The following is a 24,456-nucleotide window of genomic DNA, read 5'->3' as shown; positions in this document are numbered from 1 at the left end:
GTTCGTTCTTTCTGGTATATGATCTAGCACAAATAACTGCGGCAAGACCAATGACCTTCGTCAATGAAAATCGAGCGGACACCCGATTAACGGTTCTGGGCATTGAAACAAGTTGCGATGAAACCGCAGCTGCCGTGGTGCGCGGACCGCTCGACAAAAACGTTCTATCAAATGTCATCCGGTCGCAGATCGACGAACATACGGAATTCGGCGGCGTGGTGCCGGAAATTGCGGCCCGTGCACACATCGAGATCCTGGACAAGATTGTTGCCGAAGCGCTCCAGAAATCAAAATGTTCCTGGGATGATATTGATGCTGTCGCCGCAACGGCCGGCCCCGGGCTCATTGGCGGTGTGATCGTGGGCTTCATGACTGCCAAGGCAATTGCCATGGCCGCCGGTAAGCCTCTTATTGGAGTGAATCATCTGGAAGGCCATGCGCTCACTGCGCGCCTGACCGATGATCTGGACTTTCCGTTTTTGCTACTTCTTGTTTCTGGCGGGCACAGTCAGTTTTTGCTCGTACGCGGGGTTGGCGATTACGAACGCCTCGGAACGACCATTGACGATGCGATTGGTGAAGCGTTCGACAAGACCGCAAAACTTCTCGGCCTGCCCTATCCCGGCGGCCCGCATGTTGAGCAGATGGCGAAAAAGGGGGACGTGACCCGTTTCAAACTGCCACGACCACTGCTCGACCGGCCCGGCTTGGACATGTCGTTTGCTGGTCTGAAAACCGCTCTTCGCACGCAGGCAAAAAAACTGGAACCGGTCGATGATCAGACTGTTGCGGACTTGTGTGCCGCCTTCCAGCGTGCTGTCGCAGACGTACTCTCCGCGCGCACGAAATCGGCTTTGGAACTTTTTCGGGAACGTTATCCGGAGACAATACCGAGCATCGTCGTGGCAGGAGGCGTCGCCGCCAATCAGGAGATCCGCAGCAGCCTGCTCTCCGCTGCTGACGAGGCTGGCGCCCGTTTCATTGCGCCCCCCATGGCGCTTTGCACGGACAATGCAGCCATGATTGCTTGGGCCGGAATAGAACGTCTACTGGAAGGCCCCGTAGATGACATGAAGCTGCCGCCCCGTCCGCGCTGGCCACTCGATCAGTCCAACGCCGGTGTGCTGGGCGCCGGAAAAAAAGGCGCAAAAGTCTAGACGTCCTTAGAGACCGGGTTCCGGTAAAGCACGGATCTGCGCGAGGGCGGCTTGCACTTTCAAATTGAGCATGACCCGACCAATGTCCGCGCTGGCCAGGGACGGTTCTCCTATGACACCTGTTTCGCCAGTTGCTTTCAGCAAGCCGAGAACAGCATTGGCGAGATCGCGTACGCCATCGGCTTTGAGTGCCATTACTTCGGATGTGTCCCTTATAGCGGCATGTGTCCCGATCTGCTCTAAGCTGAACCCTTGTTCTTGAAGCTCAGTGATTTGCCCGTTTGCCTCGGCAAAATAGTAATCGCTGATCTGAAACACCTGGGCTGGGGCAGACGACCACCAACCGCCGCGCATCCGGTCCGCCGCAGCCTTCTGACCCCGCTGGGTGCTACCGCTGTCACCTATGAAGTAGACCCTTGAGAACCCGTGTTGGAGCAGGCTCTGCGCGGTACTCACCAAGATGTCTTCAAAGGTCTCTTCCGATATCGTCAAGGTCCCCGGAAACCGCATATGCCCTGTCGGCGGGTCGATATCTCCTTCCGGGACATAGGTCACAACAGGGGCAACCAGCGTCTTGCCAAGCTGTGATGCCAATGCACCAGAGGTGTACCTAACCACGATGTTGTGCTTCCCAAGCACCATGTGGGGACCGTTTTGCTCAGTTCCACCGGAAGGAACGATCACGTGCGTATAGCCCGCGTCCAGAGCTTTCCTGACCTCGGTCCAGGTTAGGTCCTCAAGATGCAAAGAGGGCGGGCTGTAGCTCTCATCAGCCACACTGTCCTGCGTTGGTCCGAGAAGGCACAAGAGGCACGCTGTTATAACGGAGAAGACTTGTTTCACTCGTCTGCTTACCCGCCGCCAGGCCCAAATGAACGGCTTCCACAACATCTCGTGGGAGGCGTGAAAAGGATTGGCCTCATGCCCGTCAATTCCGAATTTGAAGGTCTCTTTTTCTCTCGGAATATAAAGCGTCCCGAACAGCCAGTCCCACCAGGAGAAGACCAGCCCCATGTTCTTGTCCCAATGCCGGACTTCACTGCTGTGGTGGATCTGGTGCATGGCCGGGCTGACCAAATGACTGCTCAACCAGGCGGGATACGACAGCCAGATGTGCGAATGGCGCAAGTTGTAGCCGAACAGGTAGAAAAGAAAGATCCCTACGTTGATTCCAAGAATTGCGAAGATGTCAGGCGCGGGCCCGATAAACATCAACCAGAGCGCACGGGCGCCCGCTTCGCAGATAACCACTGCTGCACCCGTAACGATTAGATCAACGGGCGACATCCGGAAAACTGTAAGCGGCGTCAACACCTCTGCAGAGTGATGAACCTTGTGGAACTCCCAAAGGATCGGGACCTTGTGCTGCAGGTAGTGCGTGAAAAATACTGCAAAATCGAAGGCCAGCAGAAGCAGAAAGGAAAAGGCAAGAATGGACCAAAAACTATGGTCCGCTGCTTCGCCCGCTTGCAGCGTTGCAGGTTCAACCCAAATCCCATGGATGCTCGTTCCAAGCCAAGCCAAGGGAACAGCAACGAGAACACCCTTCAGCAATGCCATCCAGAAGTAATAGAGATAATCCTGCTTTGCAGACGGGTGCAGATAGATGTCTTTTGGGAAACAGAATTTGAGAAACGCAACGGTGGGTTTGCGGAAGCGATATACGACATAGACGATCGCCAGGGTACTGAAAACATAGAGGACAAAAATGCGCTCGCTGGGAACGCCGATCGCCACGATAGACCGAAAAAGGGTCGCGACTGCAATTTCGATGTGTTCCATGACCAACGCCGCTGCGGTTTTCGACATAACAGCGATAGGTCAGACTGGTTAATCTCCGGTTAGGAATCACTTTGACAATCAATCTTTGCCAACCGTTCTTCGGCAAAAAAACAGGTTGAAATGGGAGCCGGTCACACCGGCCCCGGAGTTAACCGACAACCCGGTGCCCACGTCCACGCATGCAGTTCATGACGATCTGTTTGCGTTCGCCATGCGCGTTGAGAGCACCGCCGCCAGCCCCGATAGCCCCTCCGGCCAAGGCCCCGGCCACCGCGTTCCCCGCAGCATTTTTTCCATCGTCGTCTTCGACAGCTCCCAGCACCCCACCGATTGCGGCGCCAGCCAAGGCAGCCATCTTGGTTTCGTCACTAAAGAGACGCCGCTGTTCGGCAAGAGCTTTACAATCTCCGAGATCCTTTTCGTAGGTATACCCCATCGGACCGTCGACGATCGGCCGGTAATTCGAACCGGTTTGACCGCAAGCCGTCAGACTAACAACCAAGACTGCAGTCACGGAAAGGCGTGGGAAAAGAGTGCCAAAATTCATCAGTGGGGGCTCCGATAAGCAATAAATTGGGTCGAAAGACCCCTGCCGCGGGAGTTCTGATAGTTGATCCGAATCTTGAAATCAATCATTTTTTATTGTGTTACAATAATTTTTTAACTTGAAGTTCGTTCCAGGGACGGCTTTAGACAATCAAATCAGGCAGATATGCAACTTGGTCTTTTTCTGCCCGTGCGGGACTGATACGAAGCAGGCACCACAGCGCGCAGCGGAAACCTCCGATGAAGATCTTTCACAAAGCCTATGTCTATCTGACCTGCGGACCGGAGCTTTTGGTGTTCGAAGAAGCCGACAATCCGCGGCCGGATCTTCAGGTGCCCGGCGGCACGCTCGATCCAGGCGAAAGTTATCTTCAAGGGGCAATACGCGAATTTTCCGAGGAGACCGGACTAACCTTGGATATCGCCCTCGAATCGTTCGCCGACCAGGATCACTTCATCGACAATGTGCCCGGTATTCTCGATGGCCTTCATCGCAGACGGCATTTTCACGGCACGATTCCGGAAAAGCCCGCTGACGAATGGGAACATTTTGAAATGACGCCAAGCGCGGGTGGAGCACCAATCCGGTTCCGCCTGTTCTGGGTTGATTTGTTCTCAGAGGAAGCGCCGCCCGAGACCCGTTATTTTGAAGGGTTTGGAGCGCAGCTTGAAACACTACGGTCGCGCATGGAAGGGCAGATCAATGGGGGCCGTTAAGTCGATCGGTGTCATCGGCGGCGGCGCCTGGGGCACCGCGCTTGCTTTAACTGCGGCTCGGGCTGGAACTACCGTGCGCCTCTGGGCGCGGGATCCTGCAACAATCTCTGAAGTCCGGAGCAAGCAGCAGAACACGAAGTATTTGCCGGGGATCACGTTCGATGAAGATCTGAATGCAACCTCGACTTTGAAAGATGCCGCCGATGCAGATGCGATTCTGCTTGTGACACCGGCACAATCTACCCGAGCCATCCTGAGCGCTCTCAAAGAGACCGGCGCTGTGCGCGGACCTGTTGTCTTATGCGCAAAGGGCATCGAGCAGACCACCGGCAAGCTTCTGTCGCAGGTGATGAAGGAAGAGCTTCCCGGCATAGAACCCGGGGTCTTGTCCGGACCGAGTTTTGCTGACGATGTCGCTAAGGGCCTCCCGACAGCAGTTACCGTTGCCGCACACACGGCAAAAACAGCTCTGAGCCTTTGCGAAGCGCTGCAATCGCCCTGCTTCCGTCCCTATGCCTCGATCGATGTCCTCGGAACACAAATTGGCGGCGCGCTCAAGAACGTCCTTGCCATCGCTTGTGGCGCAGTAGCTGGAAGAAAACTTGGCGCCAGTGCGCAAGCAGCATTGACGGCACGCGGATTTGCAGAACTGAACAGGCTTGGCAGCGCGATGGGGGCACAAGGCGAAACCCTGACAGGCCTGTCCGGTCTGGGTGACCTTGTACTGACCTGCTCCTCTACTCAGTCGCGCAATTTCTCATTTGGAATGCGGCTCGGTGAAGGCTTTATGGCCTCGGAGCTGATCGCCGCAGGCGGCAAGCTGGCTGAAGGGGCATACTCGGCGCAAGTCGCGGTCAAATTGGCTCAAAAGCATGAGATCGAGGTGCCCATTTGTGACACCGTCGCCCGGATGGTCAGTGAAGACATGACGATTGACGAAGCTTTGAACACCCTCATGGCCAGGCCGCTGAAATCAGAAACCGACTTTTTTTGAGACGCCTAGCACTGCAAGACACATCAACACGAAAAGGCTGCCCTTCTCGGCAGCCTTGTCTTCATGAGATTGTGCTTTGAGGCTCTTTTTGCAGTTTCCAGCCCCTTTTGGCCTGCCTATGCCATATGGCTGCAGCGATATGGCCCGTTATCAAGACGAAAAGGGCGAAGGCCGCTCGATGATGCAAAGACTGCGGCGGAGCTTGGGCTAGAAGTTCTGGATCGGGAGTGTTGCCGCTCAGGATCTCGGGCGCAGCGCCTGTCAAAACCAACATGCCCACCCCGCTCACCAGAAGAATCACGGGCAGAACGCGCAGAAAGCCGTGAACCATCTTGGCCGCCCAATGTATCCCTTTTGATTGATGCCCAATCGTCGAAGCCTGTCCTCCTGCAACCAGCCAGGCGGCTAAACGCACCACGGACAACAATCCGGCGAGCAAACCAGCCTCGAGATGGATCCTCAGGAACTCACCGCTCATGGATGGTATCTGCTGCGCCATGTAGCCCGTCGCAAGCGCCAACGCCACGAACACAGCAATCAACCAGTGAAGGGTTCGGGTTTTCGAAACGACTCGAACCATCACGACCCATCCTCCTGTTCGATCGGCACGGAGAGAGCTGCATGAAACACAGTTCCCTTGAGCGCGTCCGCAGCGCCGCTCTCACGGTATTTTTGGATTGCCGCGGCATAGTCATCGGCACTCTCCCATCTTGCAACGTTCACAAGCTGGAACCTGGCTTTCGGCATGATTGATCTGTGAAGCTGGGTTTCGATGTAACCCGGCTGGGTTTCCAGAAAAGCGCGCGCAGATTTCCAGCCTTCAATCGTTGTCTCAACCTGGTCCGCCGGCACTTCAAACGCATTTATGAGCGTAACCGGTTCTTTGGGTGACAACTCCTGCGCTGGCGTTTGAGCGGAAACTGACAGGGCCGATGCAGCAATCGCGAGAGTCCGGGTGGTTCGTTTACTGAGCATTTGCAATCTCCATTAAATAGCAAGCTATATTTATTTACATAGCATGCTATGTATCGTATATGCAAGGCATGGCATTCGAAAAAAATTCTTCAGCCGGCTATCTGGCAAATCATATGGCGCGCCTGTTTGCGTCCGGCCTTCAACGGCGGATCAAACCCCTCGGGCTAGCAACCGGCCAATTCCCTGCACTTGTCGCGCTGTGGCAGAAGGAAGGCCAGACGCAGAAAGACCTGGTCGCAGCACTCGACATTGAACAGGCAACGCTGGCAAACACCTTGTCGCGTATGGAGCGCGACGGCCTCGTGATACGCAAACCATGTGACGAAGACGGCCGGGTTCAGCGGATCCATCTCACGCCCAAGGCGCGGGCGCTCAAGAACGATGCCATCGATGCCGCCATGGCTCAAAACGCCGTTGCGCTGGACGATTTCACAGAAGAGGAAACCGCGCAGTTTCTGGAATTCATGCGCCGGGCAATTGCCTCAATGCAGGCCGGCTAGGTATCCCGGTCTCACGCAGGCTGGATCAGATCCCATTTGTTTCCAAACGGATCCTGAAACACCGCCACTGTGCCATAGGGTTCGCGCCGCGGGGCCTCCAGAAACTGGCCCCCCTTCTCCGACATAGCGGCGTAATCCCGATCGAAGTCATCGGTCGTTAGAAACATGAACACCCGCCCGCCGGTCTGGTTGCCGATGGCTGCCTGCTGCTCCGGCCCATCTACCTTGGCAAGGAGAAGCCGCGTTTCCGTGCTTCCAGGAGGGGCAACCAGGACCCAGCGCTTGCCCGGCTCCAACTCCGTGTCTTCAATCACCTGAAAACCGAGCACGTTGCCGTAAAATTCCAACCCTTCGTCATAGTCCGGTACGAGAAGTGACACGGCACTGATAAACTGTTTCATGAAGACGCTATCCTGCGGGAACGGAGCTCGCACCGCTATCACGGGCAACAGTCATTTCCAACGCTGCATCTGCAAGCATCCAAAGGAGTTCCCAACCCCAACCTGCTGCGGTCTGCCTGGATCAGGCAGCTTTGTCCTGATCGTTTTCCCAGATGTCGCTGTTCAAAAAATCGTCGACCGCCTTGCTCAGGGAACTGCTCACATCCGCCAAAACACGGCTGAGTTCTTCGACTTCATTAGAACTGCCGCGCGTTTCCGTAATGGCATTTTGCAGGACATTGACGTTATCAGTTGCGCTGCGGCTGCTTTGGGCCGCGCGCGCCATCGCCTCGCTGATTTCACCTGTTGCAGCGCCTTGCTCCTCGACAGCAGAGGCAATTCCCGCGGTCACCTCTTCAACCGTATCCATATGCTGTCCGATGGACTGGATTGCCTCTACCGCACGGTTGGTGGACGATTGAACGGCCGCGACCTGAGATGAAATCTCGTCGGTTGCCTTTGCGGTTTGCGTCGACAGTTCTTTCACCTCAGCCGCCACAACGGCAAAACCTTTCCCGGCTTCACCGGCACGGGCCGCTTCTATCGTCGCGTTCAACGCAAGAAGGTTGGTTTGCTCTGCAATGTCCCGGATCATATTGATGACATCGCCAATCTTTTCTGCCGTTCCGGCGAGCTCCTTGACATCGGTATCCGTCGATTTTGCCGTCTCGGCCGCCCCACGAGTGATGCTTAATGCGCGGGTTGTGTGTTGATTGATCTCCTGAATGGAAATCCTGAGTTCCTCGGCAGCGGACGCGGACGACTGAACGCTGTCGTCAGACAGACGTGCCGCTGCGAGCGCTCCATCAGCGGAGTCTGAAGATGCCTCCGCGATCCCCACCAGTTTTTCCGAAGTCGCGCTCATCACGTCAGTTTGCGTCGACAACTGTGACTGGATGTTAGAGATCTGGGTTTTGAAACGATTGACCAGCCTGTCCATCTCGGATCGACGCACGTCTTCCTGCGCACGGCGTTCCTGCGCCGCAGCCTCACCTCGCTTCACCTCAAGGGCGTTGTCGCGAAACACCTTCATCGCTCGTTTCATGTCTCCGAGCTCGTCAGCCCGGTCATCATTTTCGACCACGGTGTCGAGACGTCCATCTATCAGGTCCCGAATATTGCCGATCAGTTGTCCAAGTGGGCGGGTGAAGGTCAATGCCAACAGATATCCGCCCACTCCGGCAAGGGCGAACAAGACAACCCCCGCGGTCCCCATCCAGAATTTGAGATCGGTCAATGGCCTCATTGCTTCGGCTTCGGACTGCATTGCCAAAACCGCCCAAGTCACACCTTGGTACTCAAAGGACTTGCCGACCTGAATAAACCGCCCATCCCGGTGCGCCGGACCGATCATGACTTTCGTCTGGCCATTCAAGGCCGCATCCGACGCTTCGGTTTGGAATTGGGTTTGAAGTATGTCGTTCTCATCCGTAAACCTGGAATTGTTCCGCAGGAACCCGTTCGACCCGACAATCAGCGTTTCACCGCTGTCCCCCAATCCGGCAGACCGGTTCATCAGTTGATTGATCCGGTCAATCGGCATTTGGAAGACGAGAACGCCCGCTCTCTCGCCATCTTCGATCATCGGCATGGAGATGAAACTGGCCGGTGCACCATGGCTCGGTCCGTAGGGCGCAAAGTCAAAGTAGTGGATCGCATCCGCAGGACCATCATTTGCCGCACGAAACGCTCGCCCGAGATCCGTATCAGACCATGGACCACCCACCTTGAAATTGGTCGCATAGTCTTCTTCCTTGAAGACCGTATAAATCAAGTCGCCGTCCGGGTTGAACAGGAAAACATCGTAGTAGCCGCGTTCGAGCAGAAACTCCCGAAACCAGGGATGAAACTCCGCGTGAGCGGCATCATAGGCGGTTTCGCCGCCAGCGGTATCAAGGAGATGTTTTTCTCCAAGCGGATGTGGATTGTCGCGAATATAGGCAGCCTTCAGGATCTCTGTATGATCGCCTTGAATCTCTTGCCAGGCACCATCAAAGGCTGACAGAGCATCGTGCGCGAACGGGAGCGTACTGACGAGCTTCAGATCTGCTTCGATGGTGTGCAAATAGTCTGACAGCTCGCTGACCCGATTGGTTGCAATCGCTTCCAACCGGCTCTTTGTCAGCTTTTGAATTTCGCTGGATGCAGAAAAATAGCTGCTCAGGCCAATGCCCGCGCCAACGGCCAGTGCAAAACCCAGTATTGCAGCTGGAATTTTAAAACGAATAGACAAACGATCCCACATGGAACCCTCCCTAATTACACGCGAGGGTTGGTGAGTACGGTTAATACATTATTAAATCTGCGGTTGCATTTCTCAAATTTTATGCAACCTCCGTATATTTCTCTAAGGCCGCATTAGAAAGAGGTCAGGGGGGTCGATATAAATTCGGGTAGCTTGAAATTGCCCTAAAAACCTCCTGGCGCTGAGCTGCAGTCAGCGACCACCGAATTCGATTCCCATAAACTACTGCGCGCGGCGGTAAACCGATACGTTTGTAAAGCTGGCGACGTCGACGAGGTGGACCGTTTGTGTCACTGTCAGCGTACGCCCATCTTCGGAGAGTTCGCGCTCCGCCTTCATGATGGTGAGGCCTCCGCGCCGGGCCTCGGACACCAGATTGCGGTCATTTGCAAAGACCAGCCGCATAGCATCGACCAAACCGCTTTTCCCGAGCTTGACTTCGGGCCCATCGGGAACGGCTTCAAAGCTGTCGTTGGTGACATCTCCATCAGCTGAAACCTGGTTCATGGTGAAAACCGCCATGCCGAAATTGTCTTCAATCTTCAGCGTCGCACTTTTGGGCGGATCGCCTTGCTCGAATTCGCTGGCCTCAGAATCAAGGATCCAGGTACCGAGAAACGGAGCGATTTTATCTTCGATCATAACAGTCTCAGGTCAAATAAAGGAAAAGCCGCCACCGGGATACCCGGTGACGGCCTTGGGTGCAAACAAGGATTTGCTTAGCCCTTAAGAGCGTCCAGTTCGGCGACGATGGCATCGCCCATTTCAACGGTCGACACAGTGGCTTCGCCTTCAGCTGCGATGTCTTTGGTGCGCAGGCCTTTGTCCAAAGCGTTTGCGATGGCCTTGTCCAGTAGGTCGGCGGCTGCAACTTCCTCAAAGGAGTAGCGCAGAGCCATTCCGAAGGATGCGATCATCGCAATCGGGTTGGCCGCACCTGTGCCGGCAATGTCCGGAGCAGAGCCGTGGACCGGCTCATAAAGCGCCTTGCGCTTGCCGGTCTTAGCATCTGGCGCACCGAGCGAGGCGGACGGCAGCATGCCCAAGGACCCGGTCAGCATAGCGGCAACGTCTGACAGCATATCGCCGAACAGGTTGTCGGTGACGATCACGTCGAACTGCTTCGGCCAGCGCACAAGCTGCATGCCACCGGCGTCCGCCAGCATGTGCTCCAGAGTAACGTCTTCAAAGCCGTTCTTGTGTGTTTGCGTCACGACTTCGTTCCAGAGAACGCCGGACTTCATCACGTTCCGCTTTTCCATGGACGTGACTTTGTTGTTCCGGGTGCGTGCCAGCTCGAATGCGACCTTGGAAATCCGCTCGATTTCGTAGGTGTCATACACCTGCGTATCGACACCGCGTTTCTGGCCGTTGCCGAGATCGGTGATTTCCTTTGGCTCCCCGAAATAGACACCGCCAGTCAGTTCCCGAACGATCAGGATGTCGAGGCCCTCGATCACGTCCTTCTTGAGCGAGGAGGCATCGGCAAGTGCCGGATAACAGATCGCCGGCCGCAGGTTGGCGAACAGCTCCATGTCCTTGCGAAGGCGCAGAAGGCCGGCTTCCGGGCGAACTTCGTAGGCCACATTGTCCCACTTCGGACCGCCCACCGCACCGAAAATCACAGCATCAGCCGCCATGGCTTTCGCCATGTCTTCTTCGGAAATGGATTGCCCATGCGCATCATAGGCGGACCCGCCCACAAGACCTTCGTCGGTTTCAAAAGCCATACCGCCTTTGGCGTTAAACCAGGCAATGACCTTTTTCACTTCGACCATTATTTCCGGGCCGATGCCGTCACCCGGCAAAAGCAGCAAGTTTTGAGAGCCCATTTGGCGTACCATCCCGCAGATTATAGAAACAGATGGCGTTGGGTTACCGCGCCTGCCGCTTTCTGGCAAGGCACGGGATGTTGCAAAGAACTCAAGCAACGCCTACGGAAAGGTCAAGCGCGCTGCGTAAGTTATAAGTAGGCCTCAGTGCACGGGCTGCTGGAAAAGTTGTCCGAGCGTTGCTTCGGCAATGCCAACCGGATTGCCCTTCGCTTCACTTTTCAAGCTTGCGATCTGACGGCCCAGGATGTCCTTGCGATCGACACTCAGGCCAACCGGCAGGTGCAAAATGGCTGCCGAACAGCGCAAAAGCGGAAACTTCCTTGAAATACCGTGGCGGTCAGACGCCTCGATGTATCCCTGAAGCCGGTCCGCCGGATCATAGAGGCTCTCCGCCTGATGGCGGAATTCTTCTTGCAGATCATAGACCATCCGCCGCATTTCTTCCGACGTCCGCCCGCGGGCGCCAATGAAAAAGTCGTCCCCGCCAATATGGCCGGCAAACACGTTCTCACTGGTCGCCATGCGCTTCATCAATTCGGAGAACAACAGCAGCGCCCGGTCTCCAAGCGTGAAGCCATAGGCATCGTTGAACGGCTTGAAGTTATCGAAATCGAGATAGCAAAATGACCGCTCAATGTCCGGGCTCTGGGCATCGTTCTGGACATATTGAATGATCAGCGCGTTGCCGGGCATTTTGGTCAACGGATTCTGGTTTTCCGCGGCACGCATCCGGACTTCATTCGAAATCTTCAGCAAGGATGTTGTTGTCAGGAAGCCGCTGTACTTGCCGTTTTTCGTGATGATGATGCCGCCGGCCTCGTCATCTTCATCCGCGACCATCGCAACGAGCTGATCAAGCGGCGTATTGACGTTGGCCACCGGACACCGGTGCGTAAACGCCGCCAGGCTGTTGCTCATCACCGGGTTGAGCAGAAGATCCCGGCCAAACGGCATATAAACGAAAGTTTTGATATCCTTTTCCCGGATCAGACCACGGGGTTCGCCGCTCGAATTGATCACCGGAATGAAAGGATTAGCACGGCCAGCCCGCAACAGATTGAGGACTTCCTCCATCCGGGCATTGTCCTGAAGCGGCACCAGCGGCCGGATTTCACGGGCCACCAGATCAACGTCGTCCCGCGGCATCATTGGCGTCCGTTTCACAGCTGTGGCCACAACCGGATAACGGATTTCTGCTTCTTCCAGATCCTGGAACGGCCGCGACACCAGATACCCCTGGATCAAGTCGCAGCCGATTGCCTTGCAGACCGCGAGTTCCTGCGTTGTCTCAACACCCTCTGCGACCACGCGCATACCAAGAACATGCGCGATATCAACGACGGTTTTCACCATCAACCGCTTGCGGGAGTCGGTGTTGATTGACTGGACGAAAAACCGGTCCACTTTCAAAATATCAGGCTCAACCTCATACAAGGATTTCAGCTGCGCGTATCCGCGGCCATAATCGTCGATTGCAAAACCGAACCCGAGTTCGCGCCCGCGTTTGGTGAACTCATTCAACCGGCACGTCTCATTAACGTCCCCTGTTTCGCTGACCTCCAGAATAATCTGCGCGGCGGACAGATCACCCTCATCCAGCAGAAGCTTTGTTTCGTCGAACAAAAAGCCATCGACGTCCAACAGGCGGGCATCGACGTTCAGGAACAGTTTTGTCTTGCCTCGATTGGGCATGGCGACGAATTTCCGGATCGCCTTTTTCTTTAAAAGACATTCCAGCTCGACCAGAACACCGGCATCTGCCGCGAAATCAAAGACATCACAAGGCGTTTGAAATCCCAGCTGCCCCACATTGCGCAGCAACGCTTCAAACCCGTATCCATCGCCAGAATGCGCATCGACTATGGGCTGAAACGCGTAATCGAGGAGCGTTTCCGCGCTTTCAAGGAAAGCATGCGTACTTGGAAATCCATTCAGCAATGGGACGAACGCCGGTTGTGCCGTCATGAAGTAAGCCTTGTTTTTCAAGGTGTTGACGGTTGAAGCTTATCTGTGGCGCGCAGCCAATGTGTGTAACTTAGACGGCGAAATTACTTGTTGGTTATCAATTGGTTACGGCAACAAAAAACCGTTTCAATCCAATATGTTGAGATTGTTAAAATTGACACTATCCGGTTTGAGTTTCGAAGCCGTTGCGTTTTTTGAAACGTGATGTTTCCTCGCCGTTAATTTTTATCGTGAGGCCATCAATTCTATTGTCGCCGCGCCGGCTCAAGACGCCGTCAAAACACACCCAACGCCTGTAGCATCAGGTTCAATGCAAGGGCCGTCATCACCCATCGGAATCCCTTTTTGAAGGCCTGCTCATTCATCCGCCCAAGCAGTTGGCTACCTGCAAGTGTTCCAAGAAATCCGCTAGCGATCATCGCAATGATAAGACCCAGCCAGGGTGCGAATGCAAATCCAAGAAGGCCGAACGCAGCAATCTTGAAGACATGCATCATCATGGCCGTAACCGCTTGATTTGCAACGAATTGATGGCGGGTGAGACCGAGCGTAGACAGCACCGATCCGCCAATCGGCCCGGCAGCTCCGAAAAACATGGACAGGAACGTCGACGCAAAACCGGCACCGGCCATGGCCCGTTTTTTCATACCGCCCAATTTCGGCGGTCTGCCCCAAACCACCCAAACGACAAACAGGGCGATCCCTGCTTTCAAAATGGCTGCCGGCAACTGAACCGCGATGGAGCCTCCCAACGCCGCCCCTGCCGCAGCTCCAATTGCGAACCAAACAGCAATCAGCCAATCGACATGTTTGATCTGGACCATCGCCCGGCCCGCATTGGAGCCGAACTGGACAACGCCGTGCACAGGAACCAGGGCATTTAGCGGCATGATCAGCGCCATGATCGCAATCAGAGCAATGCCCCCGCCCAAACCGACGGCTGCCGTCAAAGCAGATGTGAGGAAGCTGCAAGCAACCAGCAACAGCGTTGCCAGACCCGACAGGTCTTGAGGAACGAGGAAGTCAACCAGGCTCACGCTGTCACGACCATCGTGTGTTTGCGTAATTAAGCGCCTCGCGAACATCGAGCTGGCGCGTGGAATTGCCACTGCGCACGTAGAAAATCGATGATTTGCCTTCTTCGAGGTACACAGCGCGCGGTGCCGGCCGGATGATGATCATCGCAACATCTTCCCCGCCAACACTAGAAAAAACCGTATGAATATAGGGACATAAATCACCCCCAAGGTTCTTCGAAACGATATCATTGACAGTTCGCTCAAAGGCATCGTGATCGGGGCTCCGCAGGGTGGCAAGGTCTTTGGCAAGGCCAAGCGGTTTGCCGTCGTCATCGACACCAACAATCAGGTGCCCACCTTTGGCGTTGAAGAACCCGGCGATTGTTTTCGCAATCACCTTTTCCAGTCCGCGATTGATCCTGTTTTCCTGAACGTCCCACCGCAGCGATGATTTGAACTCGACCCGATCAGTCTCACCCTGCGCAATCAGTTGCGGAACAAGCGCAATTTGTTCTTCGCGTAGGGATTTGTAGGCCTCACTGGCCCGCAGATAGTTGCGGGTGAAAACACCGAAGGCGAGACCCACGATGGCACCAACGAGGGTGTAGGCAACTGCGACGTCCCAATGACGGGGCAGAAGCACAAACCACAAACGGGCGTTCAAAAACTCGATGAGCAGCGGCGCCGTTTCTGAAAAGCGCGCCAGTTCCCACCAAACCACCACCAGATTGAGCGGATGAATAACAAGAACACCGACGATGGCGCCGACGAGGACGTAAGCCGGGATGATTGGCAGGCGGGAAGATAGAAAAGACACGGCAGGAACCTGAAATGAAAACGCCGGAGGTACTCCGGCGTTTTCTAGCACATATGATCAAGCTGCGCGCGGCATTGCCGTTTCAACCAGTTTGACCCAATAGGAACAACCAACTGGGATAAGTTCGTCATTGAAGTCATAGGCCGGATGGTGCAGCCCTGCGCTGTCGCCGTTGCCCGCAAAGATGAAAGCGCCCGGACGTTCTTCCAACATGAAGGAGAAGTCTTCACCGCCCATCATCGGGTCAATCGACCGGTTGACCTTGCCTTCTCCGGCGATGGTCTCGGCAATGCCAGCTGCAAAGTCGGTCTGCTCATCGTGGTTGGCCGTAACCGGATAGCCGCGCAGGAACGTGAGCTCAGCGGTGGCGCCAAATGCATCGGCAACAGAGGTCACGATCTTGTTCATGCGCTCTTCTGCCAAATCCCGCATCTGCGGGCTCAAGGTCCGAACAGTTCCACGCAAGGTTACTTCCTGAGGGATCACGTTAAACGCATTCCCGCCGTTGAAGACGGTAACCGATACAACGATAGAATCCAGTGGGTTGGCATTCCGGCTCGCAATCGTCTGCAGGGCATTGACCATGTTCGTGCCGGTTACGATCGGATCGATGGTTTCATGCGGCTTGGCCGCGTGACCACCCCGCCCGGTGATAACAATTCGGAACTCATCGGTCGCGGCCATGATCGGTCCTTTACGGATCGCGAACTCGCCAACCGGCATGCCCGGAAAATTGTGCATGCCATAAACTTCATCGATCGGCCAACGGGTCATCAGACCATCATCGATCATGGCTTTTGCGCCGGCACCGCCCTCTTCGGCCGGCTGAAAGATCACAACAACGGTGCCGTCGAAATTGCGGGTTTCTGACAGATACTTTGCAGCGCCCAGAAGCATCGCGGTGTGGCCATCATGGCCGCACGCATGCATCTTGCCCGGGACTTTCGACGCGTAGGGTTTTCCGGTGATTTCCTCGATCGGAAGTGCATCCATGTCTGCGCGTAGTCCGATCGTCTTGCCAGCACCGCCATTCTTGCCCTTGATCACGCCGACAACACCGGTTTTGCCGATGCCAGTGACGACTTCATCCAGACCGAAGCTTTCCAAGAGCTCGGCAACCTTGCCGGACGTGCGGACCGTTTCGTAGAGGATTTCCGGATTTTCGTGAAAGTCGCGGCGCCACGCTGTGATCTCATCAGCCAGATCTGCGAGACGATTTACGATGGGCATGAAGAACTCCTTGAAAAACTTCAGTTTTGAAGGGGTGTCCGCGTCAGCGCATGATGTGCGGCCAAGACGGAAGAGACTGTCAGTTGGTGGAAAATGTCACACATGCGAACGGTTTGGCAAGGATGTCCTTGCCCGAACCGGACTTCAGGATTGTTTTTCCGCTACCTTGTAGACGCGCGTATTCTTTATTTCGTTATCCTCCAACTGACCAACAACAGGCACTTGGTATTCGGCCAGTTCCTTGAGCCGTTCCTTCGGCAGATAAGACCGGCCCGGATCACCGACATAAACCTCGATTCCGGCCTCAATCAGCGCGTCCAAGAATGTCATAACCTGATCGGCTATATGCCGGTCGTAAAACACGTCCCCGCAAAACACGACCTCAACATCCGGAACGGAAGACCGTGTGATATCTCCTTCTGCGAACGTAGCAACGACGCCATTCAAGTCCGCGTTAATCCGGGATGCCGCGATGGCAAATGGGTCAATGTCGACCCCCTGACAAGAGCCGGCACCTGCCATTTTTGCCGCAATAGCAACAAGACCAGACCCGCAGGCGAAGTCCAAAACCCGCTTGTCACGCACCAATTCAGGGTGATCGAGAACATACCGGGCCAGCCCCTGGCCGCCGGCCCAGGCAAACGCCCAAAAGGGCGGAGCCAGACCAAGCTCGCCCAGCTCCTCCTCCGTTTTTTGCCACAGATCCATCGCCTCATCTGCAACATGAAGAGAGATCTCTTCCGCATGCGGCACGGGCCTTATCCGGGTTTCTTCCCGGATAAACTTTTCAGGATCGGTAATTCGGGCCAAAAGCGTTTCCAAAAACCGGGTGTCGGATCAGGCTGGCTTGGACAGTCCGCCCATTTCGCAGACGATCTTCCATTCCTCTTCCGTGACGGGCTGAACCGACAGACGCATGGAGGTCACCAGGGACATTTTTTCCAAACGCGGCTCCGCCTTTACCTGTGCCAGTGTCACCGGGTTCGGCATGTCGCACACGGCCTTGAAGTCCACGCATTCCCAACGTGGATCATCCGTTGTGGTGTCTGGATGGATCTCGCTGCAGACCTCAACAACACCGACGACTTCCTTGCCGATATTGGAGTGATAGAAGAAGGCTTTATCGCCAATCTCCATGGCCCGCATGTTGTTACGCGCCTGATAATTGCGAATGCCGTCCCATTGTTCACCGGCATCGCCCTTGGCTTTTTGCTGCTCCCAAGACCACTTGTCCGGTTCGGATTTGATCAACCAGTACTGCACTTATGCATTCTCCGGGTTTTTCACGACCCAATTCCAGGGCCGGATTTCAACGCTCTCAAACAAACCGGCTTTTGCGTACGGGTCTTCCTCGGAGATCGCAAGCGCTTCATCCCGGTTGGCCGCTTCAATCACCACAAGGGACCCGGTCATGTTGCCATCGTCATCCAGAAACGGTCCAGCTGCCTTCAGGCCATTTCCCATGCCTTTCAAGAAAGCGATATGTGCTTCGCGGTTATCGAGACGTGTTTGCAGGGCACCGGGTTTGTCGGTGCAGATCAGGGCATAAAGCATTGACGGTTTCCCATTAGACAGAGTGACGGTGAACCTAGTGCCCCACCGTCACAAACTCAATGCCGCCGGAGTGCCCAGCGGTACACTGCTTCAACAAAAACAGACGTTTCATTCCAATCACGATTGCGTCGACGGAAGCCCGGCCGAAGTCCAGAACTCCCGGTCGCAAAACCATCGTTTCTGAAAACTGCTCGACAAGCGGATTGTATGGGTGTTTCTTTGCGCTCCCGGCCATCATCTTTCTGCCGGGCGCTTTGAGATTGGATTTTCATGTCTATTGGATTTGTGCGCTCGGCCATTGTGCTGGGCCTTTTGGCCGTTGTTGGTCCCTTCGCCATTGACCTCTATCTGCCGGCCATGCCGCAGATCGTGGCTGATTTGAACACGGACGATGCAGCAGTCCAGTTCACGTTCACCGTGTATTTCATCGCGTTCGGTTTGGCGCAGCTGATCTATGGCCCCCTTGCCGATCGCTATGGCCGGCGCCTGCCCGTGTTTCTCGGGCTTGTCGTCTATATTATCGGGTCTTTGATGTGCGCCTGGGCTGCTGATGTTGACGCCTTGACACTCGGCCGGCTGGTTCAGGCGATTGGAGCAGGCGCGCCCATGGTGATTGTGCGCGCTGTTGTCCGCGATCTACATACCGGGACCGAAGCAACCCGCCTTATGGCGCTGGTTATGCTGGTCTTCAGCGTCTCGCCCATGCTGGCACCACTGGCTGGCAGTGTGCTCATCACATTCGGCAGCTGGCGGCTGATATTTCTGACCCTTGGCGTTCTAGCTTTCGCATCGATGGTGATGATCTTTTTCCAGCTGCCAGAAACGCTGCCGCCCGAGCGGCGCAGCAAAATTGATGCAACTGCCCTGGTTCGCAGCACGATTTATCTCTTCGGTGACGCCCGCTTTTTGGGACTGACTTTGATTGGCGGATTTGCGCTGGCAAGCTTCTTTGTGTTCATTGCCGCCGCACCACTGGTCTACATGACCCAATATGAGCTCACCCCGACTGGCTTCAGCATTGTCTTTGCAATCAACGCGGTTGGTTTCTTTGCCTCGTCTCAATTCGCCGCCCCCTTGGGCGAACGCCACGGCATGGCCCGTGTTGCCTTTGTGGGTGTGGGTGGTTTCACGGCGGCGACAACGACACTGTTCATCCTGGTCTGGTCGGGAATAGACGGCCTGCCGGTCCTGATGGCGCTTTTGTTTATTGCAAACTCGTTTCTGGGGCAGGTCATTGCTCCTGCGATGGTCATGGCTCTTGAAGACCATGGCGAACATGCAGGGATGGCGTCCTCGCTCGGCGGCACGCTGCAGATGGTGGCAGGCGGTGTGATGATCGGCCTCTGCACACCGTTCTTCGACCGGACGGCCTTGCCGCTAACAGGCGCGATCGCCGCCTGCGCTATAATCACTTTGGCGCTTGCGCTTGTGACATTCCGGCCGGCACGCCGTGGAGACGCCCCGGCCGAATAACCTGGTTCAGGTGGCGCTGCCGATCTCGTCCAGCTTTTTCTGCAGGGACAATTTATCGAGCGACGTCAATGGCAAGCTTGTAAAAATCGAAATCCGGTTGCTCAACATCCGGAAAGCCTCGGCAAAAGCCAATTGCTGCTCGGTCTCGTTGCCCTCCACAGCCACAGGATCGGGCACACCCCAATGCGCACTCATCGGCTGCCCAGGCCAAACCGGGCAGCTTTCCTTGGCCGCATTGTCACAAACTGTAAAGACGAAATCCATTTCCGGGGCGTCCGGGGCCGCGAATTCGTCCCAGCTCTTTGAACGGGCATCTTCAGTTTTGTAATTCATCTTTCCAAGGAGCGCCAAGGCTTCCGGCCGCACAGATCCAGAAGGCGTGGAGCCGGCAGAAAAGGCCTTGAAACGGCCGCGACCGTCGCGGTTCAGGATCGCCTCGGCCATAATCGAGCGGGCGGAATTGCCCGTACACAGAAAGAGAACATTGTAGGCTTTATCTGACATTACAAACCTTCCCGATGGTCTTCATTTGACGTTGTCTCGGCTTGACAGGTCACGATCTCCATAACCTGCGCGCATAAATCCGGGTGGCCACCACAACAATCAGCCAGCAGAAACGTCAGGAGATCGCGCGTCCGGTCCATATTCGCGAAATAGCGGATGCTGCGGCCCTCCCGTTCGTTCTTCACCAGCCCTGCCTGAAGCAAAACACTGAGATTTGCGGACATGGTGTTTTGCCGGACACCCAATACTTCTCCGATTTCTCCCGAGCTCATCCCGTCCGGCCCGGCCTTGATCAAAAGGCGAAAGACATCCAGTCGTGTTTTCTGGCTAAGAGCACCGAAGGCCCCCAATGCGAAATTTATATCCATAAATCATGATATATTGATTTATTGGCGACTGGCAAGGCGTTTTGCAGGCTTGTTCGCCCTTGTCCCGGCAGCCCGATATCGGAAAAATCGCTTGAGTAGATTGAAAAGAACTGATCCTCTCTGCGCATCGAGATCAATTCCATCGAACAGTCAAAGCCTTGATACCAAACGCATTGCTTCGACAGTAAAACAAACACCCGAAAGAAGCGCCGATGTCAGAAGCAGATTTTGCCGTGACAGAATTTGAGGATCGTGCAGATCGGGCTCAGCGCTTGATGCATGAACAGAGTCTCGACGCGCTTCTGTTCACGACCGAAGCCGAGGTCCGGTATTTTACAGGGTTTCGCACGCTCTTCTGGCAAAGCCCGGCGCGGCCCTGGTTCTGCATACTTCCCCGAACCGGCAAACCCATCGCCGTCATCCCGCAAATCGGCGCGCATTTGATGGCCAGTACTTGGGTTGATGATATCCGGACATTTGCAGCGCCCCACCCCACAGATGAGGGGGTCAGTCTCTTAAGCAATGCGCTCAAACCCTACGCGGTGGTCGGGATGCCGATGGGCCGCGAGAGTTCCCTGCGTATGCCGCTCATGGATTTTGAAAGGATCAAGGCAAACCTTCCCGGTAGCGAATTCCGGAACGCCAGCGCGCTTGTCCAGTCGGTGCGCAATATCAAATCTGAAGCAGAAATTGCGATCCACCGGGAAATCTGCCAGATCGCCTCGCGCAGCTTTGAAAGCGCGACCGACCTATTTCACGAAGGCCAAAGTCTGAAAAGTGCCTTTCGAAGGTTCAAGATCGATCTTCTGGAGCGCGGCGCGGACGAGGTGCCCTATCTCGTCGGCGGCGCCGGTACGGGCGGGTATGGCGATGTGATTTCACCGCCCACCGATGCACCACTTAAGGCAGGTGATGTGCTCATGCTCGACACGGGCGCGGTAAAAAGCGGCTACTTTTGCGACTTTGACAGGAATTATGCGATCGGCCATGCCAGCGATCCTGTCTGGCAAGCTCATCGCAAACTTGTCGAAGCGGTGCATGCCGCGGCCGCCATTGCCCGGCCCGGCAAAACCTGCGCGGATCTCTTCAAAGCCATGACCGATGTTCTGGGCCAATCTGAAGGCGACGTCGGCCGCATGGGCCATGGGCTCGGCATCCAGCTGACGGAAACGCCGTCCCTGACCGCGTTCGACAATACGGTCCTTCAGGAGCGGATGGTTCTGACCCTGGAACCGGGCATTGATCTTGGCGGTGGAAAGATGTTGGTACACGAGGAAAACATCGTCATCCGCGACGGCGCACCGGAATTCCTATCGACGCCGGCAGATCCGGAAATTCCGGTCATTTAATAACAAGAGCGATACCATGGACCTCAATTTCCAAACAGACAACGGCCTTGCCCACAAAGCCGCCCTTGGGCTGATCGTTCTGCAGGCGGACGAGACGATCGAAAACGAATTCCGGCCCTTGTTCGACATCGACGGCGTGACCTTAAATCACACCCGCATCGAAAGCGCCCCGGAAGTCACCTCCGAAACCCTGATGCGCATGAAAGCGCAACTGACAGGGACTGCTGCCCTTCTCCCGAACGCCCGAGCTCTGGATGTCATTGGCTATGCCTGTACATCCGCCTCGACCATCATAGGCTCGGAGGAAGTTGCCAAAGCCGTTCAAAAAGCTCATCCGACCGCCAAAGTAACCAACCCGGCTACAGCTGTGCTGGCCGCGCTTGAGCACTTGAACGGAAAAAAGATCGGGGTGGTCACGCCCTATATCGCCGAAGTTTCCGAAGCGGTTGTTTCTCTGCTTAAAGACAATAGTCTTACCGTTGTGCAGTTATGCTCGTTTGGCCAATCCGAAGAAGCCGTGGTGGCCCGGATTTCACCAGCCTCGACGATGGATGCCATTTGTACGGTCGGAAAGGACCAGGACGTGGATGCCGTATTCGCCTCCTGCACCAACTTGCGGACGTTCCCGGTGATCGAGGCCTGTGAAACAGAACTCGGCAAGCCGGTCATCAGTTCCAACTCCGCGCTTGCCTGGCACATGATGAAGCTGGCCGGGATTGAAACCAAAGGGCGCGGACCGGGCCGGCTGTTTGATTGATCGAAGAAACCGTCGCCTTTCAGCAACAAACGAAATCCCAAAGGCCGGATCTGGCCGCTTTGCGTATTGACTCTCAAGGTTTTCCGGGCAAAAAGAGCGCCGTCTCGAATTTTGTCGAATGTGAGTTTCCGATGACCCGGCTGAAAGCCGACATTCTGGATATGATGTCTGAAGCCCTTGCTAGCGTGACCTTCATGCGCGGCGGGACGATGACGCCTGCCAAAGCCACATTCAAGCACACGACAAAAACTACCAAGACCACCGCTTAAGGTGCCGCTCATCCCGCCTCCCCGGGGATGGGAGGCGCCAGGAAGCTGGCATGCCTGATATCCTCGGCAGCCGGTGAAGCGGGGAGACGGACAAGGACAGTCACATGGGTTTCAAGATCGCAATTGCTGGGGCAACCGGAAACGTTGGCCGGGAGATGCTGGACATTCTCGCAGAGCGCGGCTTTCCGGCGGACGAAGTCGTCGCGCTGGCGTCCCGCCGCTCTCAAGGCACGGATATTTCCTTCGGCGACAAAACGCTGAAGGTCCAGGCGATGGAGAATTATGATTTCTCCGACACCGACATCTGCCTGATGTCCGCTGGCGGCACCATTTCCAAGGAATGGTCTCCGAGGATTGGCGCGAAAGGCTGCGTTGTGATCGACAATTCGTCCGCCTGGCGCTACGACGCGGACGTGCCATTGATCGTTCCTGAAGTGAATGCCGATGCCATCACCGGTTTCACCAAGAAGAACATCATCGCCAACCCGAACTGCTCCACTGCGCAGCTCGTTGTTGCGCTGAAGCCGCTGCACGATCATGCCAAGATCAAGCGCGTTGTTGTCTCCACCTACCAGTCGGTGTCCGGTGGCGGTAAGGACGCTATGGAAGAGCTGTTCAACCAGACTCGCGCCGTGTTCGTGAACGACCCGATTGAGCCGGAAAAATTCACCAAGCGGATCGCGTTCAACGTCATTCCGCACATCGATGTCTTCATGGAAGACGGCTACACCAAGGAAGAATGGAAGGTGCTGGCCGAAACCAAGAAGATGCTGGATCCGGCCATCAAGGTCACCTGCACCGCCGTTCGCGTCCCGGTCTTCATCGGCCACTCCGAAAGCATCAACATCGAGTTTGAGAACGAGATCACGGCGGAAGAAGCCCGCAACATCCTGCGCGAAGCCCCGGGTTGCCTGGTCATCGACAAGCACGAAGACGGCGGCTACATCACGCCGTATGAATCTGCAGGCGAAGACGCGACTTACATCTCTCGCATCCGCGAAGACGCAACCATCGAGAACGGCCTGAACATGTGGGTTGTCTCCGACAACCTACGCAAGGGCGCAGCGCTCAACACGGTTCAGATCGCCGAGGTTCTGGTGAACCGAGGCCTGATCACTCCGAAAAAGGCAGCAGCCTGATCCTTTTTAAGCGGGCGCCCTCTGGCGCCCGTTTTTTCTTATCTCGCCAGCAATTTTCAAAACAAGGAGCCCGGCACCATGCCCGAGGCTTTTCCCGGATCCTTTCAGGATTTCCTGACAAGCATACCCGATGCCCGGTTTACCGACTGGCTTGCCGCCCGCGCCGAACCGCACTGGAGCGCCGCCACCGGTCATGCCTTCACCAAGGCAATCGGCGACGGCAGCATGCCGGATGACGCCTATGCCCGGTATTTGATTGAAGACTACACCTTCATCACCGATCTTGCATCGACACTCGGGTATCTCGTCGCCAAAGCGCCCTCCATGCGCTCCAAGGCCCGCCTGTCTGGTTTTCTGGCTTTGCTGACATCGGAGGAAAACGACTATTTCCTGCGCTCTTTCGAGGCGCTTGGCGTATCTCCTTCCGTCTATGAAACAGCCGCTCAAGGTCCAGTGACCCGAGCGTTCGCGGAGCTGCTTCTCACCTCCTCCGGCAAAGGCACCTATGCCGAGGGCCTGGCCTGCCTCCTGTGCGCCGAGTGGTGCTATCTGACCTGGGGTTTGCGCGAAGCACAAAAGCCACGCCCGCAACACTTCTATCTCGCCGAATGGATCGATTTGCATGCGGTCGAGGGTTTTGTGAGTTTCGTCAACTGGATCCGCGAAGAGATGGATGCCGTTGGCGGCTCGCTTGGCGCAGATGAACAGGAGCGGCTGGCAGTGATCTTTACCCGAATGAGCAGGCTTGAAACGGCGTTTTTTGACGCGGCCTGGACGGGCGAAGCAGCTCTTCCGGCTGATCTTGCCGCGCGGTCTTAAAG

General features: G+C 55.8%; 27 protein-coding genes. 10 read left to right on the top strand and 17 right to left on the bottom strand.

Features of this window, described 5'->3' with window-relative positions; translation table 11 throughout:
• The first annotated feature begins 50 nt into the window (after nt 1–50).
• Nucleotides 51–1,157 carry a tRNA (adenosine(37)-N6)-threonylcarbamoyltransferase complex transferase subunit TsaD gene (gene tsaD / locus ACVDG4_RS22115; RefSeq protein ID WP_447236691.1) on the top strand — a complete coding sequence of 369 codons (1,107 nt, stop codon included), beginning with the start codon at nt 51–53 and terminating at the stop codon, nt 1,155–1,157.
• A 6-nt stretch (nt 1,158–1,163) separates the two neighbouring features.
• Here tsaD and ACVDG4_RS22110 read toward each other — a convergent pair whose 3' ends face one another.
• Together ACVDG4_RS22110 and ACVDG4_RS22105 are read right to left on the bottom strand one after the other, a co-directional pair.
• A complete protein-coding gene (locus ACVDG4_RS22110) occupies nt 1,164–2,939 on the bottom strand; it encodes a creatininase family protein (RefSeq protein WP_447236690.1) in 1,776 nt (591 codons plus the stop codon).
• A 148-nt stretch (nt 2,940–3,087) separates the two neighbouring features.
• Nucleotides 3,088–3,486 carry a hypothetical protein gene (locus ACVDG4_RS22105; RefSeq protein ID WP_447236689.1) on the bottom strand — a complete coding sequence of 133 codons (399 nt, stop codon included), beginning with the start codon at nt 3,484–3,486 and terminating at the stop codon, nt 3,088–3,090.
• A gap of 239 nt (nt 3,487–3,725) precedes the next feature.
• On the opposite strand from ACVDG4_RS22105, the gene ACVDG4_RS22100 reads away from it, so the two are divergent.
• Together ACVDG4_RS22100 and ACVDG4_RS22095 are read left to right on the top strand one after the other, a co-directional pair.
• Complete coding sequence (locus ACVDG4_RS22100) at nt 3,726–4,202, top strand: NUDIX hydrolase (protein WP_209179998.1); 477 nt, start codon at nt 3,726–3,728, stop codon at nt 4,200–4,202.
• The gene (locus ACVDG4_RS22095) at nt 4,189–5,196 is read left to right on the top strand and encodes an NAD(P)H-dependent glycerol-3-phosphate dehydrogenase (RefSeq protein ID WP_447236688.1); all 1,008 of its coding nucleotides are present in this window, start codon (nt 4,189–4,191) and stop codon (nt 5,194–5,196) included. Before ACVDG4_RS22100 ends, ACVDG4_RS22095 begins: the two co-directional genes overlap by 14 nt.
• A gap of 61 nt (nt 5,197–5,257) precedes the next feature.
• On the opposite strand, the gene ACVDG4_RS22090 is transcribed toward ACVDG4_RS22095, so the two are convergent.
• The gene (locus ACVDG4_RS22090; RefSeq protein ID WP_447236687.1) at nt 5,258–5,776 is read right to left on the bottom strand and encodes a cytochrome b; all 519 of its coding nucleotides are present in this window, start codon (nt 5,774–5,776) and stop codon (nt 5,258–5,260) included.
• Complete coding sequence (locus ACVDG4_RS22085) at nt 5,776–6,171, bottom strand: antibiotic biosynthesis monooxygenase family protein (RefSeq protein WP_447236686.1); 396 nt, start codon at nt 6,169–6,171, stop codon at nt 5,776–5,778. Before ACVDG4_RS22085 ends, ACVDG4_RS22090 begins: the two co-directional genes overlap by 1 nt.
• 68 nt (nt 6,172–6,239) lie before the next feature.
• Here ACVDG4_RS22085 and ACVDG4_RS22080 point away from each other — a divergent pair, with 68 nt between their 5' ends.
• On the top strand, nt 6,240–6,671 hold the full coding sequence (locus ACVDG4_RS22080; RefSeq protein WP_447236685.1) for a MarR family winged helix-turn-helix transcriptional regulator: 432 nt from the start codon (nt 6,240–6,242) through the stop codon (nt 6,669–6,671).
• A gap of 11 nt (nt 6,672–6,682) precedes the next feature.
• Here the strand turns inward: ACVDG4_RS22080 and ACVDG4_RS22075 are convergent, their stop codons facing one another.
• From ACVDG4_RS22075 to ACVDG4_RS22025, 11 genes are all read right to left on the bottom strand, one after another.
• Nucleotides 6,683–7,072 (bottom strand): VOC family protein, encoded by a 390-nt coding sequence (locus ACVDG4_RS22075; RefSeq protein ID WP_447236684.1) that lies wholly within the window; start codon nt 7,070–7,072, stop codon nt 6,683–6,685.
• Between the two features lie 121 nt (nt 7,073–7,193).
• Nucleotides 7,194–9,356 carry a methyl-accepting chemotaxis protein gene (locus tag ACVDG4_RS22070; protein WP_447236683.1) on the bottom strand — a complete coding sequence of 721 codons (2,163 nt, stop codon included), beginning with the start codon at nt 9,354–9,356 and terminating at the stop codon, nt 7,194–7,196.
• 222 nt (nt 9,357–9,578) lie between these two features.
• Entirely contained in the window at nt 9,579–9,998 is a 420-nt protein-coding gene (locus ACVDG4_RS22065; RefSeq protein ID WP_209176154.1) for a hypothetical protein, read from the bottom strand.
• Nucleotides 9,999–10,075: 77 nt separating this feature from the next.
• Nucleotides 10,076–11,188: a 3-isopropylmalate dehydrogenase gene (gene leuB / locus ACVDG4_RS22060; RefSeq protein WP_447236682.1), complete on the bottom strand. Its 1,113-nt coding sequence runs from the start codon at nt 11,186–11,188 to the stop codon at nt 10,076–10,078.
• 144 nt (nt 11,189–11,332) lie between these two features.
• On the bottom strand, nt 11,333–13,156 hold the full coding sequence (locus ACVDG4_RS22055; protein WP_447236681.1) for a GGDEF domain-containing protein: 1,824 nt from the start codon (nt 13,154–13,156) through the stop codon (nt 11,333–11,335).
• 275 nt (nt 13,157–13,431) lie between these two features.
• Nucleotides 13,432–14,193: a sulfite exporter TauE/SafE family protein gene (locus tag ACVDG4_RS22050; protein WP_447236680.1), complete on the bottom strand. Its 762-nt coding sequence runs from the start codon at nt 14,191–14,193 to the stop codon at nt 13,432–13,434.
• Between the two features lie 4 nt (nt 14,194–14,197).
• Nucleotides 14,198–14,992: an AlbA family DNA-binding domain-containing protein gene (locus ACVDG4_RS22045; protein WP_447236679.1), complete on the bottom strand. Its 795-nt coding sequence runs from the start codon at nt 14,990–14,992 to the stop codon at nt 14,198–14,200.
• Nucleotides 14,993–15,049: 57 nt separating this feature from the next.
• Entirely contained in the window at nt 15,050–16,222 is a 1,173-nt protein-coding gene (locus ACVDG4_RS22040; RefSeq protein ID WP_133952267.1) for a M20 aminoacylase family protein, read from the bottom strand.
• A 144-nt stretch (nt 16,223–16,366) separates the two neighbouring features.
• Complete coding sequence (locus ACVDG4_RS22035; protein WP_447236678.1) at nt 16,367–17,032, bottom strand: class I SAM-dependent methyltransferase; 666 nt, start codon at nt 17,030–17,032, stop codon at nt 16,367–16,369.
• A gap of 27 nt (nt 17,033–17,059) precedes the next feature.
• Nucleotides 17,060–17,485, bottom strand: a complete 426-nt coding sequence (locus ACVDG4_RS22030; protein WP_306149657.1) for an EVE domain-containing protein — start codon at nt 17,483–17,485, stop codon at nt 17,060–17,062.
• Nucleotides 17,486–17,776 (bottom strand): YciI-like protein, encoded by a 291-nt coding sequence (locus ACVDG4_RS22025; RefSeq protein WP_306149658.1) that lies wholly within the window; start codon nt 17,774–17,776, stop codon nt 17,486–17,488.
• Nucleotides 17,777–18,046: 270 nt separating this feature from the next.
• Between ACVDG4_RS22025 and ACVDG4_RS22020 the strand changes: the two genes are divergently transcribed.
• The gene (locus ACVDG4_RS22020; protein WP_306149660.1) at nt 18,047–19,249 is read left to right on the top strand and encodes a multidrug effflux MFS transporter; all 1,203 of its coding nucleotides are present in this window, start codon (nt 18,047–18,049) and stop codon (nt 19,247–19,249) included.
• Nucleotides 19,250–19,255: 6 nt separating this feature from the next.
• On the opposite strand, the gene ACVDG4_RS22015 is transcribed toward ACVDG4_RS22020, so the two are convergent.
• Nucleotides 19,256–19,753 (bottom strand): arsenate reductase ArsC, encoded by a 498-nt coding sequence (locus tag ACVDG4_RS22015; RefSeq protein WP_209176161.1) that lies wholly within the window; start codon nt 19,751–19,753, stop codon nt 19,256–19,258.
• Complete coding sequence (locus ACVDG4_RS22010) at nt 19,753–20,121, bottom strand: ArsR/SmtB family transcription factor (RefSeq protein WP_209180012.1); 369 nt, start codon at nt 20,119–20,121, stop codon at nt 19,753–19,755. Before ACVDG4_RS22010 ends, ACVDG4_RS22015 begins: the two co-directional genes overlap by 1 nt.
• A gap of 212 nt (nt 20,122–20,333) precedes the next feature.
• Here ACVDG4_RS22010 and ACVDG4_RS22005 point away from each other — a divergent pair, with 212 nt between their 5' ends.
• From ACVDG4_RS22005 to ACVDG4_RS21985, 5 genes are all read left to right on the top strand, one after another.
• Nucleotides 20,334–21,470, top strand: coding sequence for a M24 family metallopeptidase (locus ACVDG4_RS22005; RefSeq protein WP_447236677.1), 1,137 nt, complete (start codon nt 20,334–20,336; stop codon nt 21,468–21,470).
• Nucleotides 21,471–21,486: 16 nt separating this feature from the next.
• Nucleotides 21,487–22,227, top strand: a complete 741-nt coding sequence (locus ACVDG4_RS22000; protein WP_447236676.1) for a maleate cis-trans isomerase family protein — start codon at nt 21,487–21,489, stop codon at nt 22,225–22,227.
• A 131-nt stretch (nt 22,228–22,358) separates the two neighbouring features.
• Entirely contained in the window at nt 22,359–22,496 is a 138-nt protein-coding gene (locus tag ACVDG4_RS21995) for a hypothetical protein (RefSeq protein WP_306149664.1), read from the top strand.
• Between the two features lie 104 nt (nt 22,497–22,600).
• Nucleotides 22,601–23,635, top strand: a complete 1,035-nt coding sequence (locus ACVDG4_RS21990) for an aspartate-semialdehyde dehydrogenase (RefSeq protein ID WP_447236675.1) — start codon at nt 22,601–22,603, stop codon at nt 23,633–23,635.
• A gap of 78 nt (nt 23,636–23,713) precedes the next feature.
• Nucleotides 23,714–24,454 carry a TenA family protein gene (locus tag ACVDG4_RS21985; protein WP_447236674.1) on the top strand — a complete coding sequence of 247 codons (741 nt, stop codon included), beginning with the start codon at nt 23,714–23,716 and terminating at the stop codon, nt 24,452–24,454.
• Nucleotides 24,455–24,456: the final 2 nt, after the last annotated feature.

This window comes from Roseibium sp. MB-4 (genome assembly GCF_053005265.1).
The sequence above is the reverse complement of the archived record's forward strand: the minus strand, read 5'-3'. Positions and strand labels throughout refer to the sequence as shown.